Below are 15,545 nucleotides of genomic sequence, written 5' to 3' on the forward strand. Positions count from 1 at the left end.
ATGTGCACTACACTATATAAAAATGTGAAAGTACTGTTGATTAAAGGCGCTGAGATTTTAATGTAATTCGTTGATTCTGGGTAGGATAGAAGCCATTTCATTCTCAGGCACTTTAAAAAAGAAGGCTTTATAATTGCGATGAAATTTGACTATCTGTATATCTATAAATGTCATTCAATTCTCAGGGCCTTCGTGAATAAAGGGGCTGAGAATCGTGTGGATATGTTAGTAATTGGGATTGAGGCGGTATAATTAATTCTCAGTGCCTTCATAAAAGCAGATATTTCCCACGATTATCCACATTCAATTAACAAATGGTGAAAAACTTACTAAAAATAAAAATGAAGGCGTTGAGAATCACGTATAAACCGATTACCCGGGTATTACCCTGGCCGTTTAATTCTCAGCGCCTTCAAAAATGAAATTAGTTGTCTACTTTTCCACAAATGTGCGTAAATGCCTATTCACAATTCACAATAGACCACCATTTACATGGAGCACTGTGCCGTTTATGTATGAATTATTCACAACTGTTTCGATCAGGTTAGACACATCCTGTGGATTACCTATCCGGCCTACGCCTATGCCCTTTGCGTAGCTTTCAAAGGTGGCTTTCCGCTCCTCCTTGTTTAGAAAATCCCACCATTCAGTATCGATCACACCGGGTGATACTGCGTTGAAGCGTAAAGGTTTTAATTCCTTGGCAAGGATAGGCACCATCATTTCCAGTGCGCCATTGATGGCAGCCAATCCGGAGGTACCAGGCAATACAGCGGTGGCGGATGCGGCGCTGATGATTGTAATACTGCCGTTCTTATCAATATATGGGAGAGCGGCCTGTATTGTCTGCAGATGTGGCCAGAATTTACCATCGAAGCCGGCACGTAGCTCAGCCAGATCCATAGTTGCGAACAGTCCGGCACCTTTAGCACTGCTAAGCGTAAGGATTAGGTGATGAAAGTGGCCAGTCCGTGCGAAGAATTCTTTCAGGCTGGTGTTATCAGTATTGTCCAGGGAGATAGCGTTTATACCTGGATTCACCTCTCGGGCTTTCGCTAATTTATCCTCACTACGGCCGGTTACAATTACAAAGGCGCCTTTTTCTGCAAAGAGTTTGGCGGTTGCCAGTCCAATTCCGGATGTACCACCGGCGATGATTATTTTTTCCATTGTACGTGTTGTTTGTTTCAACTGTACAAAGGTGCAAATACGGGGAAGGGAATTATTGCTTGAATGATGCGGGGAATTGATCAGATTATGCTTTGAAAATAATAGGAGCTAACATCATTCTATTTTTCAAAGGATTAAGGGCAATTACGGGAATTAGTCAGATTTCCCTTTTAAGAAAAGGATGCTAATCCAGTGAGTTGAAGTAAGTAAGGAAGGAAATCATATCAGATCCATATTCATTAACCTGGGCAGCTGGCGGTTAATGGTTCAGCTCATACTCCTGTAGCCAAGCGGAGTGCCTCCGGTCAATTTCCGGAAGAAATGATTGAATGCCGCTGGTTCGCTAAAATCTAATTGATAGGAGATTTCTGAAATGGATAAGGCAGTATTTTGTAATAACACTTTTGCCTCCTGTACCAGCATTTCCTGGATAGCATCTGACGCAGTGCGGTTGGTTGTATTTTTCACCACTCTATTCAGGTGGTTGGGGGTGACGTTTAACATACGGGCGTAGTCACTCACTTGCCTGAATTGTAAAAAGTGTTGGCTCACCAGTTTATGAAACTGGGTTACCATATGCGTAGTTGGAGAGACATTATTCAAAGGCAGCTGCCTTTCATAAGATCTTTTGGCTGTCAAGAGCAGGAGATAGAGGTACATTTTGATCGCGGTGACCTTACCAGTGTTATCTGATTGTAATTCTCCGTCTATTTTTTCGATGAAACTTACTATTTCATTGATTTCCTGTTCGTTGCATTGAAGTAGCTGTGAGCCGCAATAGTCGTAGAACGGAAATTCGGCGCTCATATTCAGATGGTTGAGCAGGCCTTCGAGAAAGGTAGGGGAGAATAATATATAATACCCGAAGATGTCTGGACTTGCGTTTGATTTACTATGCACTTGTCCGGGGATGGAGAAGGTTAGACTGAGAGGTGCAATATCGAAATGTTCCAGGCCTAGTTGCATATGGATAGTTCCCTTCAGGGTAATCCCTACTCTGTAGAATGTAGATTTTGCCGGACCATAATCTGGTATCATGCCTTCTGAGGAGTACAACTCGAATCCCTGAATTTGATGTTGTACCGGTAAATTGTTATACCCAAAGATCGCATTGGTGGAAGTCCGATGACGTTCTTTATGAAACGGATCCAGATGGTGGGTGGGTAAAGAATTGGATGAAGGCATGGATCAGGTATTATTAAAATGGGAGAGAAATTTTCAGGAAAGCTCTTCAACCCAGATATAGTCTGCTTCAGTTTTACGGAGGGAAAGATTATATCCGGCTACCATAATTGAGATGGGATCTCCGAGGGGTGCAATTTTTTCAATCTTTACTGTTTCACCAGGCACACAACCCATTTCCATCAACTTGATATGTAGGTCATCACTTTCGAAAGCAGTAATCACGGCACTTTTTCCTATGGCAAGGGAGGACAATTTAATCGCACTTTTTTTCATCTCATGTGGTGTTTAATCAACAGTGCAAAGGTACTTGCTGAAGGGGAGACCCCCAAAGATAGTGTGCCGTTAATCAGAAATTTCACTATACTTTTACATATAGAATTACACTTTAAAATAGCAGTGGTATATGGCGATCAATTTTACTTCCCATGAGGTAAAGGTAAACCTGAAGGATAAAACAAGGTTAAAGGCATACATAAAGGAGAAGTTTATAAGAGAAGGGCAGCAGGTGAAGAATTTGCAGTATGTATTTTGCTCAGATGATTACCTTTTAGAAATCAATCAGCAGTTTTTGCAGCACGATACCTATACGGATATTGTGACTTTTGAATTGGGTACGGATCCAAAGGTGACGGAAGGGGAGATCTATATTAGTATAGATAGGGTGAAGGAAAATGCGGATAAGTTCAAGGTTTCTGTAGAACAGGAATTGCACAGGGTGATATTTCATGGTGCCTTGCATTTATGTGGATACAAGGACAAGTCAAAGGAGCAGTCAGCTAAGATGCGGGCGAAGGAAAATGAATGTTTGAATGAATATTTGGGTGTGAAATTATAATGTTCCACGTGGAACAATGTAAATTATAATGGTTAGGCCATCTCTAAGAGATGGCCTTTTTTATTGCAACTCTTATCAAAAATTGGAATTCTACCTTTCTGAAATTCATTATTTCTATAGTGTGTCTTCAGTCCATCTTCGAAGGGATAACGGCACTATAAGTATACTATAAGATCACTAGTATATCACCTCATTATCCAATCGATATTGAAGTGATATACTAGTGATCTTTTGGTGTACTTATAATGTAATATTGGCTTGCTCTTTTCACTATAGACAGGCTATATTTTTCTGCTATTTCCAGGGATTAGTAGTGACTTTGTTTCTGGAATTGATCATCATTTTCACGGAATTTTATTACAAAATGAATCAAAAGGCAATTGTTCCACGTGGAACATAGAATGTCCGTCCTTGGTTGTACCTTTGCATCTCTATTAAATAATATTATGTTTCCATCTTACGATGTTATAGTGGTAGGTGCAGGACATGCCGGTTGCGAAGCTGCGGCATCTGCTGCGAATATGGGTTCAAAGGTTCTTTTGGTAACCATGAACATGCAGACTATTGCCCAAATGAGTTGCAACCCTGCGATGGGTGGTATCGCTAAAGGACAAATAGTTAGAGAGATAGATGCCATGGGTGGATACTCTGGTATCGTGACTGACCAGTCCATGATCCAGTTCCGTATGTTGAACAGATCCAAGGGGCCTGCAATGTGGAGCCCCCGTACCCAAAATGATAGAATGCTCTTTGCTGCAAAGTGGAGAGAAGCTTTGGAACAAACCCCCAATGTAGACTTCTATCAGGACATGGTGAAAGGCCTCCTTGTAAAAGATGGCATTTGCTATGGTGTGGTGACAGGCCTCGGTCACGAAATAAAAGCAAAATCTGTCGTGCTCACCAACGGAACTTTTCTGAATGGTGTAATGCACATCGGCGATAAACAATTCGGTGGAGGTCGCGTAGCCGAAAAAGCAGCTACCGGTATCACCGAACAATTGGTTTCCCTTGGATTCGAAAGTGATCGTCTTAAAACAGGAACACCCCCACGTATCGATGCCAGAAGCCTGGATTATTCTAAAATGGAAGAACAAAAAGGTGATGATGTCATCACCGGTTTCTCCTACCTGGATATAGAAAAGATAAAACCTGAACAACAAAGAAGTTGCTTTATCACCTACACAAGTGATGAAGTACATGAAATGCTGAAGACTGGTTTTGATCGTTCGCCTATGTTCCAGGGTAGAATACAGGGTAGGGGCCCCCGTTATTGTCCAAGTATCGAAGACAAAATAAACAGGTTCGCCGAAAGAGACAGACACCAACTGTTCGTAGAACCAGAAGGTTGGAACACAGTCGAAATATATGTGAACGGATTTTCTACCTCCCTTCCGGAGGATGTTCAATATAAAGCCCTGCAATTAGTGCCGGGTTTTGAGAATGTAAAGATGTTCCGTCCAGGATATGCCATCGAGTATGACTACTTCCCACCAACCCAGTTAAGCTTCTCCCTGGAGACTAAACATATTCAAAACCTGTTCTTCGCAGGTCAGATAAATGGTACTACCGGGTATGAGGAAGCAGCATGTCAGGGTCTGATGGCAGGTATCAATGCTCACCTCAAGGCAACAGGTCAGGCTCCTTTTGTATTAAAAAGAAGTGAAGCATACATTGGAGTACTCATCGATGACCTGATCAACAAGGGTACCGATGAACCTTATCGTATGTTTACCTCCCGTGCAGAATTCAGAACACTGCTCCGCCAGGATAATGCCGATCTGCGGCTGACTGAACGGAGTCATAAAATTGGTTTGGCTGGTGAAAACCGGATGGAAAAAGTAAACGTAAAATCAGCAGGAGTAGAAAAAATAAAAGCAATCCTGAAAGAATTGCCGATCGATCCGGAAGATATTAATCACTTTATGGTAGAGAAAAATACTTCTCCACTTACCCAAAGGATCCGTGCTTATCAGATTTTACTGCGTCCATCTATGGATATTTTCTCCATGAGGGATAATGTAACGAAGATGAAAAATGCCATGGCACCATTCGATGATGAAACTTTGGAACAGGCAGAGATCCAGATCAAGTATGAAGTATACATCGAGAAGGAAAATGAACTGGTAAAAAGAATGAGCCAACTCGAAGATCTGGTCATTCCCGATAGCTTTGATTATACAAAATTGGTTTCACTGAGTGCCGAAGCAAAACAGAAATTTAATAAAATCAGACCCCGTACCCTGGGCCAGGCATCCAGAATTAGTGGCGTAAATCCTAGTGATGTTCAGATTTTGATGGTGTATATGGGTAGGTAAAACTCGTATTTTAAATTTTCATTTATAGAATAAAAAATACATGCTTTTGTAGAGCATGTATTTTTTTTTGACTATATTCGTTCTATAAGTACTGAATCATATCCCTCAATTTAAACGACACAACTATGAGCACTAGCCAAAACATATTATACTGTAGTATGATTCCTGCTTAGACTTATGAAATTATCCACCTTAAGAATATAAACTGAAACTCGTTTTTATAAATTCCTGTATTCGCAGCTTAAGATATTTGTCATGAAGGGTAAGGTATTGCCTTGCCTATACATTCTTTAAAGTGAAGGTTAAATTAGAAGTATAAAAAACACCCGGTCCGTTTCTTCGGACTGGGCTATTTATTGTAAAACCGATTTGTGCATTTTTCCAATGACAAAATTCAAAGACCAGAACCCAAAAGCAACCCTTTTTGAAGAAAAAGACTGATTTTTATTTAATTATTTGATAATCAATTGATTAACTTGATTTAATTAGCTCCTTAAATTTCGACTATTACCGATTCGGCCATATAATGCCTTCAAAACAGGGCTCAAATTAAAATTAGCCCCTTAAAATGCGTTTTCCTGTTTTTAGATACTTTTAGTAATTTGTTTAAGCATAATAATTCCCGAATATGATCAAAGTCTTACTCACCAGCACAGCTTTACTATTGTCTTCTACTTTGCTTGCTCAAACAGACAGTTCCTCTGCTGAAAAATATTTACTCATCGGTGCCTATACCAAAACATCCGATGAGGGGATCAGCGTCTATGCCTTCAACACCCAAACCGGTGCCTTCCGGTTTGTAAGCACTGCACCAAATGTAGAGAACCCATCTTACCTGGTTATTTCGCCGGATCACAAATATGTATATGCCGTGAACGAAACGAATGGAAATAAACCTGGCAACGTAAGTGCATTTAGTTGGGATACCATTTCCGGCCAACTCAACTTTTTAAATAAACAAGCTTCCGGTGGTGACGATCCTTGTTATATCACTACCGACCAGGATGGAAAATATGTAGTCGTTGCGAATTACTCCGGAGGTAGTTTTTCCATCTTGCCGGTAAAAGCAGATGGTCGCCTCGAAGCACCCGTACAAACGATTGAACATACCGGATCCGGACCTAACAAAGAACGCCAGGAAAAACCACACGTACACTGTGTGTATTTTAGTCCGGACCATCAACAATTATATGTCTCCGACCTGGGCATTGACCAGGTAGCCATATATAATTATCGACAGGGCGATGTGCAACCACTGGTACCTGCCAATCCTGGTTTCGTTCCATTCCCTCCGGGTTCAGGTCCGCGTCACCTGGTATTTCACCCCAATGGAAAATGGGTATATGTGGTGCATGAACTGGATGGAAAAATTACTTCTTTCCAGTATGACAAAGGAAAGCTGACACCCTTCCAGGCAGTGTCCATCCTCCCGGACAATTTCAAAGGAAAATCATGGGCTGCTGACCTCCACATTTCGTCCGATGGCAAGTTTTTGTATGCGACCAATCGTGATCCGCTGAATAATATTCTCACCTTTTCTATCAATGCAAAAACCGGTACCCTGCTGAAAAAAGGAGAGACACCTACAGGTGGAAAAACACCGAGAAATTTTGTGATCGATCCTACTGGTAATTACCTGCTGGTCGCACATCAGGGCTCAAATAATGTAACTGTTTTCAAAAGAGATAAAGTAACCGGACTGCTTAAAAAACAGAAGGGAGAACTCAAGACAACAAGTCCGGTTTGTTTGAAATTCATAGGCAGTAATTAGAAATTCATAGGTTGTAATCCAACTGCATTGGCATAACTTTTTCGGTACAATTCGTAAAAATCAAGCCATGAAAAATAAAGACTTAAAAAATAAAACAACTGGGAATGAACACATTCCAACACAAGAGGAATTAGAAGCAAAAAGAGACCAGACATTTCCGGGATATCCTACTTATCCGGCTAGTGAAGACATTATGAACAATGAAGAAAGAGAGGAACTGGATGTGGAAGGTGTGACCGGGTCGCGCAGGATCAATAATGAAATAGCCAGGGAAGAAGGATCGGTTCCACAGGAATTTGCGGAGGAGGAACAGGATGACCTGGATATACCAGGGAGTGAACTGGATGATGAGGAAGAAGCAATCGGCGAAGAAGATGAAGAGAATAATTATTATAGCTTAGGCGGAGAGAGGCATGAGGACCTGGATGAGACGAATGAAGATGATATTTAAAATAGCAACCCAGTTTTTATTTTAAAAGCGGGCATTAATTTAAAAAGCCGGGCGCAGGCCATTCGCTTCCGCCGTTAATAGCTGATGCTTATGTCATCAGCTATTAACGGCGGCTATTTTTTAATCATGAACTCTACTACAATAAGGGTGTCAGCAACCTGCACACCGCATCAATAAAACGCTGCCATATAGAACGGTTTTTCCAGCTGCGCCTTTCGATCTGAACGGCATCCTGCAAATCCTGTTCGAAGGCGGCGTTTAACCTATGTACTACCGGTCTGTCATATACGACAACAGCAATTTCACTGTTCAGGTAAAAGCTTCTGTTATCAAGATTTACAGTGCCTACTATCGCCAGGTTATCATCCACTACTATCGTCTTGGCGTGAATAAATCCTTTCTGATAAAAATATACTTTCGCTCCTGCATCCAGCATTGGCTTTACATATGACTGTGCAGCGTGTTGTACAAAAAACGAATCGCTTCGTGAGGGAATTAATAACTCAACGGTCTTTCCCGCCAGCGCAGCCATTTGCAATGCACTCAATATCTGGTCATTAGGAATAAAATAAGGATTGCTGATGCGGATACTTCTCCTGGCTACATTAATCGCCATGAGGATAGTCTGCATAGACATGGGAAAATCTGAATCGGGTCCGCTTGCGACGATGTCTGCAAAACAATGTTCCTTAATACGGGAACGATGGAAGTAGGGATCACCGAAGGGAAAAGTGTTCTTGCTGCAATAACGATAACTCATCATGAACTGCAATTGCAATAGATTGACTACATCGCCTTCCAGCTGTAAATGTGTATCTCTCCAGAATACAGGATGCTTGCCATTATTGAGATAGCGGTCATCCATATTGATACCTCCCGTGAAACCAATGCTGCCATCTATGACAATGATCTTGCGGTGATTACGATAGTTTGCATTCAGGTAAAAATTGATGAGTACAGGAGAGAACTTAAATACTTCAGCACCATGTTCTTCCAGCAGATCAGGGATGTCTCCAATATCACTGCAGCCCAGGTCATCGTACACAAATCTGACTTCTATTCCTTCCTTCAATTTCTCTACGAGTATGCTGGCTACCTCATTGCCTACATCATCTGCAGCAAAAATGTAGTACTCGATGTGAATATGATGTTTGGCTTCCCGGAGAGCTTTCATCACAGCCGGGAACTTCTCCTCACCATTGATTAAGATCTGGACCTTATTATTTTGAGAAAGGACGGAGTTCCTGGTATTCAATAACATAGCGGAGATCTCCTGTTTACTGGCCACATGGTGGCGAAGCGCGAGCTGCATGTGTTCAATTTCTCTACGCTGTGATTCCCAGTACCTTAGCATCAGGGTTTCATCCTTACTGCCTTTCAGTGTGAAGCGGCGACGTTTGCGGAGATCGCGACCCAGGTAGTAGTATACGATCAGGCCGAGGATGGGCACGAACACCAGTAACATGATGTAAGACAATGCCTTAACAGGGTTACGGTTTTCCAGCAGGATAGTGCTGACAACCCCTATAAAGGAGAGGCCGATCAATACATAGCCGAAGATCTTGATGGCGATGTGCCAGTCTGTGCCCCAGAGAAAATATAAGACTTGATACACGCTATATGGTTATGAGATAAAGGTAGCTATTGAAATCTAAATCCGAAACTATCCGCCGCGATCGATGTGACCTCTGGTCGCATCGATCGCAGCGCAATTGAATGAACCGCGTTTAGTAAACTGTTAATTTTCTACCTATCCACGATTTGTACCAAATAATTATTAATATCATTCGTTCTAAAAATAATTAGTAAATTTTTTGTTGTAACAACAAACTGTACATGCAGGAATCAATCCTCTCCAAACTGGAAGCCTCAAGAAGGGAGTTGCTCGACCTGGGACTGCGTAACCCTTTATTAAATTATCGCCTGCCGGTTAGCCGTGGCGCCCATATCGATCAGGAAAAGAGTGCTAACGTATACGAAGTACTCGTGAAGCAGGGAAAGGCGATGACGTTTTTACCCAAACAAGGTAGTAAAGAAAACAAGGAGAAAGCCCTTGCCCCGGAAGATAATACAGCCAGTATGCTGGACGACCCCAATGCATTTTTGAAAGAAGAAGTATTGGTAACCCCACCCGCTACTGACGAAACAGCACTTCCGAAAGAAGAGCAAAAAGAAGGATCTGCCGCACTACCCGAAACAGTAGTGTACGATACCCGTTTGCAAACCACCGAAACCGCTGCCCCTTTACAAAACAGGTTGCTCAATACTTACTATGCCGCACGTACCAGCCTGGAAGAACAAGGGGTGAATATCCTCTTCCTCGCACTAGGTATGTTGCAATGGTATGAGAAAGATAATACCAAAGAAGCCCGTCAAGCTCCTTTGATACTAATACCAGTATCACTGGAGAGGAGTAGTGCACGCGAACGTTTTCGTTTACGCTATACCGGTAGTGATGTTGAAATGAACCTGAGTTTACAAACCAAGATCAAAACGGACTTTGGAATTGTATTACCAGATATGCCGGAAACGGATGAAATTTCTATCAATGATTACCTGCAGGAAATAGCAGATGCAGTATATGGAATGCCGAAGTGGGAAGTGAAACCGGATACTGTGGAATTAGGATTTTTCTCTTTTGGAAAACTAATGTTGTATCATGATCTGGATAGTGAGAACTGGCCTGATGATGAACAACCTGCTGTGCATCCTGTATTACAAAGCTTATTTGGTGCAGGATTCAGTGAAGGTGGATCTGGTGTAAGTGACGACACATTTATCGACACTGAAACCAATGCACATGAAATGCACCAGGTGGTAGATGCAGATGGATCACAACTGTTGGCGATGCTCGCTGTACAGGAAGGAAAGAATCTCGTGATCCAGGGTCCTCCCGGTACAGGTAAATCACAAACCATCACGAACCTGATTGCAAATGCTATCGGCGAAGGAAAGAAAGTACTGTTCGTTGCAGAAAAAATGGCGGCGCTGGAAGTAGTAAAGAGAAGATTAGATACGATTCAACTTGGCGATGCATGTTTAGAACTGCATAGTCATAAAGCAAATAAAAAAGAACTACACCAGGAACTGCGTCGTACACTGGAATTAGGTAAACCGGCTATCATGCAATTGCAACAGGAAGTTGCTTTATTACATGAATACAGGCGTGAGTTGAATGATTACTGTTTGGCAGTAAATGCACCTGTTGGGAAAAGTGGATTAACACCACAACAACTGATGGGTTATCTTTTAGAATTAAAAAATGCAGCAGGTGATTTAATCTTACCACGCATACCAATTCCTGACATTGCAAACTGGGATGCCAGCAATATGCAGCGTGCAGAAAATATGGCCAACAGGATCACTGCCCGATTAGGTGAAACAGGTATGCCATCTGCATTATTATTCTGGGGAAGCCAGCTAACAATCTTAACACCATCGGAACAGGAGAAATTAATTCCACTCATGCAGCACACTGTTGAGACGATCAAAAGTCTGCAACATGAAAGTGCCATGATTGCTGCGCAGGCAGGTATGCCCATGCCACTGAATAAGAAAGATACAATGGACCTTTCTTATGTATTGCAGGTAGCATCCGTACGACCAGATTTGTCAGGTGTGAATATTTCGAATGCCGCCTGGATGCAGAGAAAAGAAGATGTGAAAGAGTTATTGCAAACAGGAAAAAGATTAGCACAAATACACCAGGTATACGATTCCATTTTGATACCGGAAGCATGGGAACAAAATGTGTTAGAGATCAGGCAAAATCTCTTAGCCTATGGTGAAAAATGGTTCAGGTTTGCGATTGGTGATTACAAACGAAGTAATCGGCAATTAGCTGCGTTGTGCAGAAATGGTGCGCTATCTGATACTACTGCAAAACTCGCTTGTGTAGATGCTATCATGGAAGCAAAGCGATTAGATAAACAGGTGCAGGATTATGAAAAATTAGCACAGGATTTATTTGGACAGCGCTGGCAAAAAGGATTGAGTAACTGGAATGAACTGGAGGCGATCACTAATTATTTAAGTGATGTACACAGACAGGTAAGTATTGGTTCATGCGATAAAGTGATCCTCTCTTATCTTGAAAAAAATGAACCGCTGGCAACAGCAAAACAATACCTGGATACGCTGTTAAAATATTTACAACTGCATGGAGCGGCGATAGCGCAAATAGTAACAGCTACTGCATTCAATGAACAAATTCGTTACAAAGAAATCACACCATTATTACAACGTGCTTACGAAGATCAGGTTGTATTGATGGAATCATGGATCGCTGGTTTACCTGAAATTCATTTGATGATTTCATGGAATAACTTAGCAGCATCTGCCATCAATGAAGGATTGGAATCACTGATCGATGCAGTTGTTTATTGGCCGGAAGCACAGAAAGGTTTGAAGCCTGCATTGCAGAAAACATGGTATGAATATTTGTATGAGCAGGCATTGGTAAAACATGCTGCACTGAGAAGATTTGAAAGAGCAAGTCATGAATCTTCAGTGAAACAGTTTGTAAAACTGGATACACTGAATCTGCAATACAATCGTGCACGTGCTGCATTGAAACATTATGATGGGATACCACCACTAGATGCAGGTGGACAGGTGAACGTACTGCGTACTGAATTCAATAAAAAAGCGAGGCACATGCCTATCCGCAAACTGATGCAGGTGGCGGGATTGGCAGTACAGGCGATCAAACCTGTATTCATGATGAGTCCATTGTCGATTGCTAATTTTTTGCCACCGGGATCATTGCAGTTTGACCTGGTGATATTCGATGAAGCTTCGCAGGTAAGACCGGTGGATGCATTAGGTGCATTGCTGAGAGGAAAACAATTGGTGGTGGTAGGAGATAGTAAGCAGATGCCCCCGGGTAGTTTCTTCGATTCATTATTGAAGGAAACAGATGATGAAGAAAATGTGACTGCTGATATGCCGAGTATCTTAGGGATGTGCGATGCACAAGGTGCACCACAACGTATGTTGCGCTGGCATTATCGTAGTCGTCATGAATCACTGATCACATTATCGAACCAGGAATTCTATGAAAATAAACTGGTGATCTTCCCAAGCCCTGGTGCTACGCACAAAATGGGATTGATCTATCATCATTTGAAAGAAACGGTATATGATCGTGGTAAGACGCGCACAAATCCACAGGAAGCAAATGCGATCACCGAAGCAGTGATCAGGCATGCAAAGGAACATCCTGAATTAAGTTTAGGTGTGGTGGCATTTAGTACAGCGCAGATGCAGGCGATACAGGAATCACTGGAAGCAGCGAGAAAGAAATTGCCGGAAGTAGAATCGTTCTTTAAAGCACATCCACATGAACCTTTCTTTGTAAAGAACCTGGAGAATGTACAGGGGGATGAGCGTGATGTCATTTATATTAGTATCGGGTATGGTCGTACGGCGGATGGATCAGTTAGTTTAGCATTTGGTCCATTGAATAATGAAGGTGGGGAGAAAAGATTGAACGTATTGATCACGCGTGCAAAACAAAGATGTGAAGTATTTACAAATCTGAGTGCGGATGATATAGACCTGAATCGTACGGAGAGTGAGGGCGTGAAAGCGCTGAAAAACTTCCTCTACTTTGCGCAGCATGGCCAAATGTATACACCTTCTGCAGATGGGTTACCTGCAAGAGTTCCTTTTGAAGAAGAGGTAGCGAAGCAGTTGCAGGAAGCAGGATATACTGTACATAAGCAGGTAGGTAGCAAAGGGTTCTTTATAGATCTGGCTATATCTGATGCAGAACATCCGGGTAAGTATACAATAGGGATAGTGTGTGATGGAGAGGGGTATAATTCTGCACGCTCTGCGAGAGACAGAGACAGGTTGAGACAACAGGTATTGGAGGATATGGGATGGAACTTATATCATGTGTGGAGTACAGATTGGTTCAGGCATCCTGCCAGGGAAATAAAACGATTGTTAGCAGCGGTGGAACAGGCGAAGAAAAATGAAGTAATTGCGGAAGAGGAGGAAGTGGAAGAAGATTTTACGATGGTGAGAGAAGAGGAAGATATGACGATGCCGGAATTACCATTGTATGAAACGGCGATCTTACCGATGGAGATATCTACGAGAGAATTGCATGCACATGGATTGGATAAACTGAGAAGCTGGCTGGAGAAAATTGTGCAGGTAGAGAGCCCGGTGCATACAGAAGAAGTAGCGAGAAGATTGATAGAGGCCGCTGGTGTGGCAAGAGTGGGTAGCCGTATACGTGAGACATTGAAGCAGGCGATATCAAGTGCGGAAGAGGGAGGAAGTATTGTGGTGAAAGAGCCGTTTTTGTGGGATGTGAAAATGGAGGTGCCGGTATTGAGGAGTAGGGCGAATATGCCGGCTACATCGAGAAAACTGATGTACATCGCACCGGAAGAAATGGCGCTGGCGATAGAGAAAGTGGTGAGAGATGCGGTAGCGATTACGGAGGAGGCCGCGATCCCATTAATTGCTAAGGCTTTGGGATTTGCTCGTGTTTCAGAAGAGTTGAAAACAGAGTTATCAACTGCGATAAAACAAGCGATTGAGACAGGGGGGATATTGCAGGATGATGAATGGCTAAAAATAAATTAAAATGTCCGGCCTGGAAGGCCGGACATTTTAATTTACATCCGTAAAAGTTTTGGGAGGTGCCGAAGGAACCCCCAAAACTTTTACTTTTTTAGTACGAGATCTTCCCTCGCCGCCCAGTTATTTATATCCTGCTTACTTAGCGCTGCCGCCATCATATCAGGAAACTTATCAGGCGTACAGGCAAATACTGGTATCCCTAAATTAGAAAGGAACTGTGCGTTTTCATGATCATAATAAGGTGCCCCATCATCATTCAATGCCAACAAAACAATCACCTGTACCCCAGCGGCAACCAATTCAGCAGCACGCTTGCGCATACGATCATTATTTCCCCCTTCAAACAAGTCGGTAATTAAAACCAATACTGTATCTGTAGGTCTTGTAATAATCTGCTGGCAATAATTCAAAGCTAACTGAATATCCGTACCACCCCCTAACTGTACACCAAATAACAAGTCAACCGGGTCTTTCAATTCTTCCGTCAAATCTGCAACAGCAGTATCAAATACGACCATCTTAGTTTTGATAGCAGGAATAGAAGCCATCACGGAACCAAAGATGCCGGAGTATACAACTGAGGTACCCATAGAACCACTTTGATCCAGGCAAAGCACTACATCTTTTAAGGAGGTCGTTTTGCGTCCGTAACCGATCCGTGTCTCGGGAATAATCGTTTTATATTCAGGTTGATAGTGGCGCAGATTTTTTAAGATGGTTGCATGCCAGTTGATTTCATTATGCTTAGGACGGCGATTACGGATACTGCGATGTAAACTACCGGTGATGGCTTGTTGTGTAGGTTGTGTGAGTTTCTTTAATAGCTCTTCGACTACACGACGTACTACTTGCCTGGCAGTATCTTTTGTCTTATCCGGAATTGCGTGGCGCAATGTTAATAAGGTAGCAACAAGGTGAACATCTGGTTCTACATTTTCCAGCATTTCTTTTTCGAAGAGCATCTGTGTGATGTTCAGTCTTTGCAAAGCATCGCGTTGCATTACCTGTACAACAGAAGCAGGAAAGAAGGTACGAATGTCGCCTAACCAACGGCTTACGTTAGGAGAGGAGGGGCCAAGGCCGCCTTTCTTTTCACTATCGTACAGTGCTTCGAGTGTCTGGTCCATTTTCAGTTCATCGCCCGCGAGGCTGAAGCCAGTGCCGTCTGCTTCTTTACCACCGAGTACGAGTCGCCATTTATGTAAGTTGTCCATGGAG

At 42.4% G+C, this 15,545-nt stretch carries 10 protein-coding genes; 5 read left to right on the forward strand and 5 right to left on the reverse strand.

All coding sequences use genetic code 11. The features are described 5' to 3' along the window. Window positions 1-471: 471 nt before the first annotated feature. The 3 genes from U0033_RS21410 to U0033_RS21420 form a co-directional block, all read right to left on the reverse strand. Window positions 472-1,170 (reverse strand): SDR family oxidoreductase, encoded by a 699-nt coding sequence (locus tag U0033_RS21410; RefSeq protein WP_072358975.1) that lies wholly within the window; start codon window positions 1,168-1,170, stop codon window positions 472-474. Window positions 1,171-1,437: 267 nt separating this feature from the next. Continuing rightward, window positions 1,438-2,355 (reverse strand): AraC family transcriptional regulator, encoded by a 918-nt coding sequence (locus U0033_RS21415; RefSeq protein WP_072358976.1) that lies wholly within the window; start codon window positions 2,353-2,355, stop codon window positions 1,438-1,440. A gap of 33 nt (window positions 2,356-2,388) precedes the next feature. After that, window positions 2,389-2,628, reverse strand: coding sequence for a FeoA family protein (locus tag U0033_RS21420; RefSeq protein WP_072358978.1), 240 nt, complete (start codon window positions 2,626-2,628; stop codon window positions 2,389-2,391). 130 nt (window positions 2,629-2,758) lie between these two features. On the opposite strand from U0033_RS21420, the gene ybeY reads away from it, so the two are divergent. The 4 genes from ybeY to U0033_RS21440 all read left to right on the forward strand — a co-directional run bounded on the left by ybeY (window position 2,759) and on the right by U0033_RS21440 (window position 7,727). Beyond that, window positions 2,759-3,190 (forward strand): rRNA maturation RNase YbeY, encoded by a 432-nt coding sequence (gene ybeY, locus U0033_RS21425; protein ID WP_072358980.1) that lies wholly within the window; start codon window positions 2,759-2,761, stop codon window positions 3,188-3,190. Between the two features lie 446 nt (window positions 3,191-3,636). Beyond that, entirely contained in the window at window positions 3,637-5,505 is a 1,869-nt protein-coding gene (gene mnmG, locus U0033_RS21430) for a tRNA uridine-5-carboxymethylaminomethyl(34) synthesis enzyme MnmG (protein WP_072358982.1), read from the forward strand. A 628-nt stretch (window positions 5,506-6,133) separates the two neighbouring features. Next, on the forward strand, window positions 6,134-7,276 hold the full coding sequence (locus U0033_RS21435; RefSeq protein WP_072358984.1) for a lactonase family protein: 1,143 nt from the start codon (window positions 6,134-6,136) through the stop codon (window positions 7,274-7,276). Window positions 7,277-7,343: 67 nt separating this feature from the next. Continuing rightward, window positions 7,344-7,727, forward strand: coding sequence for a hypothetical protein (locus U0033_RS21440; protein ID WP_072358986.1), 384 nt, complete (start codon window positions 7,344-7,346; stop codon window positions 7,725-7,727). Between the two features lie 136 nt (window positions 7,728-7,863). On the opposite strand, the gene cls is transcribed toward U0033_RS21440, so the two are convergent. Further along, the gene (gene cls, locus U0033_RS21445) at window positions 7,864-9,342 is read right to left on the reverse strand and encodes a cardiolipin synthase (RefSeq protein WP_072358988.1); all 1,479 of its coding nucleotides are present in this window, start codon (window positions 9,340-9,342) and stop codon (window positions 7,864-7,866) included. A 221-nt stretch (window positions 9,343-9,563) separates the two neighbouring features. On the opposite strand from cls, the gene U0033_RS21450 reads away from it, so the two are divergent. Further along, a complete protein-coding gene (locus U0033_RS21450; RefSeq protein ID WP_072358990.1) occupies window positions 9,564-14,330 on the forward strand; it encodes a DUF3320 domain-containing protein in 4,767 nt (1,588 codons plus the stop codon). 80 nt (window positions 14,331-14,410) lie between these two features. On the opposite strand, the gene U0033_RS21455 is transcribed toward U0033_RS21450, so the two are convergent. Further along, window positions 14,411-15,541, reverse strand: coding sequence for a vWA domain-containing protein (locus U0033_RS21455; protein ID WP_072358992.1), 1,131 nt, complete (start codon window positions 15,539-15,541; stop codon window positions 14,411-14,413). Window positions 15,542-15,545: the final 4 nt, after the last annotated feature.

Origin of the sequence: Chitinophaga sancti, assembly GCF_034424315.1 — a bacterium.
Lineage (GTDB): Bacteria > Bacteroidota > Bacteroidia > Chitinophagales > Chitinophagaceae > Chitinophaga > Chitinophaga sancti.

Excerpts from the sequence above, each read along its gene's own strand:
- U0033_RS21435 (WP_072358984.1), top strand. The coding sequence starts at position 6,134 with ATGATCAAAGTCTTACTCACCAGCACAGCTTTACTATTGTCTTCTACT.
- U0033_RS21415 (WP_072358976.1), bottom strand. The coding sequence starts at position 2,355 with ATGCCTTCATCCAATTCTTTACCCACCCACCATCTGGATCCGTTTCAT.
- U0033_RS21420 (WP_072358978.1), bottom strand. The coding sequence starts at position 2,628 with ATGAAAAAAAGTGCGATTAAATTGTCCTCCCTTGCCATAGGAAAAAGT.
- U0033_RS21440 (WP_072358986.1), top strand. The coding sequence starts at position 7,344 with ATGAAAAATAAAGACTTAAAAAATAAAACAACTGGGAATGAACACATT.
- ybeY (WP_072358980.1), top strand. The coding sequence starts at position 2,759 with ATGGCGATCAATTTTACTTCCCATGAGGTAAAGGTAAACCTGAAGGAT.
- U0033_RS21410 (WP_072358975.1), bottom strand. The coding sequence starts at position 1,170 with ATGGAAAAAATAATCATCGCCGGTGGTACATCCGGAATTGGACTGGCA.
- mnmG (WP_072358982.1), top strand. The coding sequence starts at position 3,637 with ATGTTTCCATCTTACGATGTTATAGTGGTAGGTGCAGGACATGCCGGT.
- U0033_RS21455 (WP_072358992.1), bottom strand. The coding sequence starts at position 15,541 with ATGGACAACTTACATAAATGGCGACTCGTACTCGGTGGTAAAGAAGCA.
- U0033_RS21450 (WP_072358990.1), top strand. The coding sequence starts at position 9,564 with ATGCAGGAATCAATCCTCTCCAAACTGGAAGCCTCAAGAAGGGAGTTG.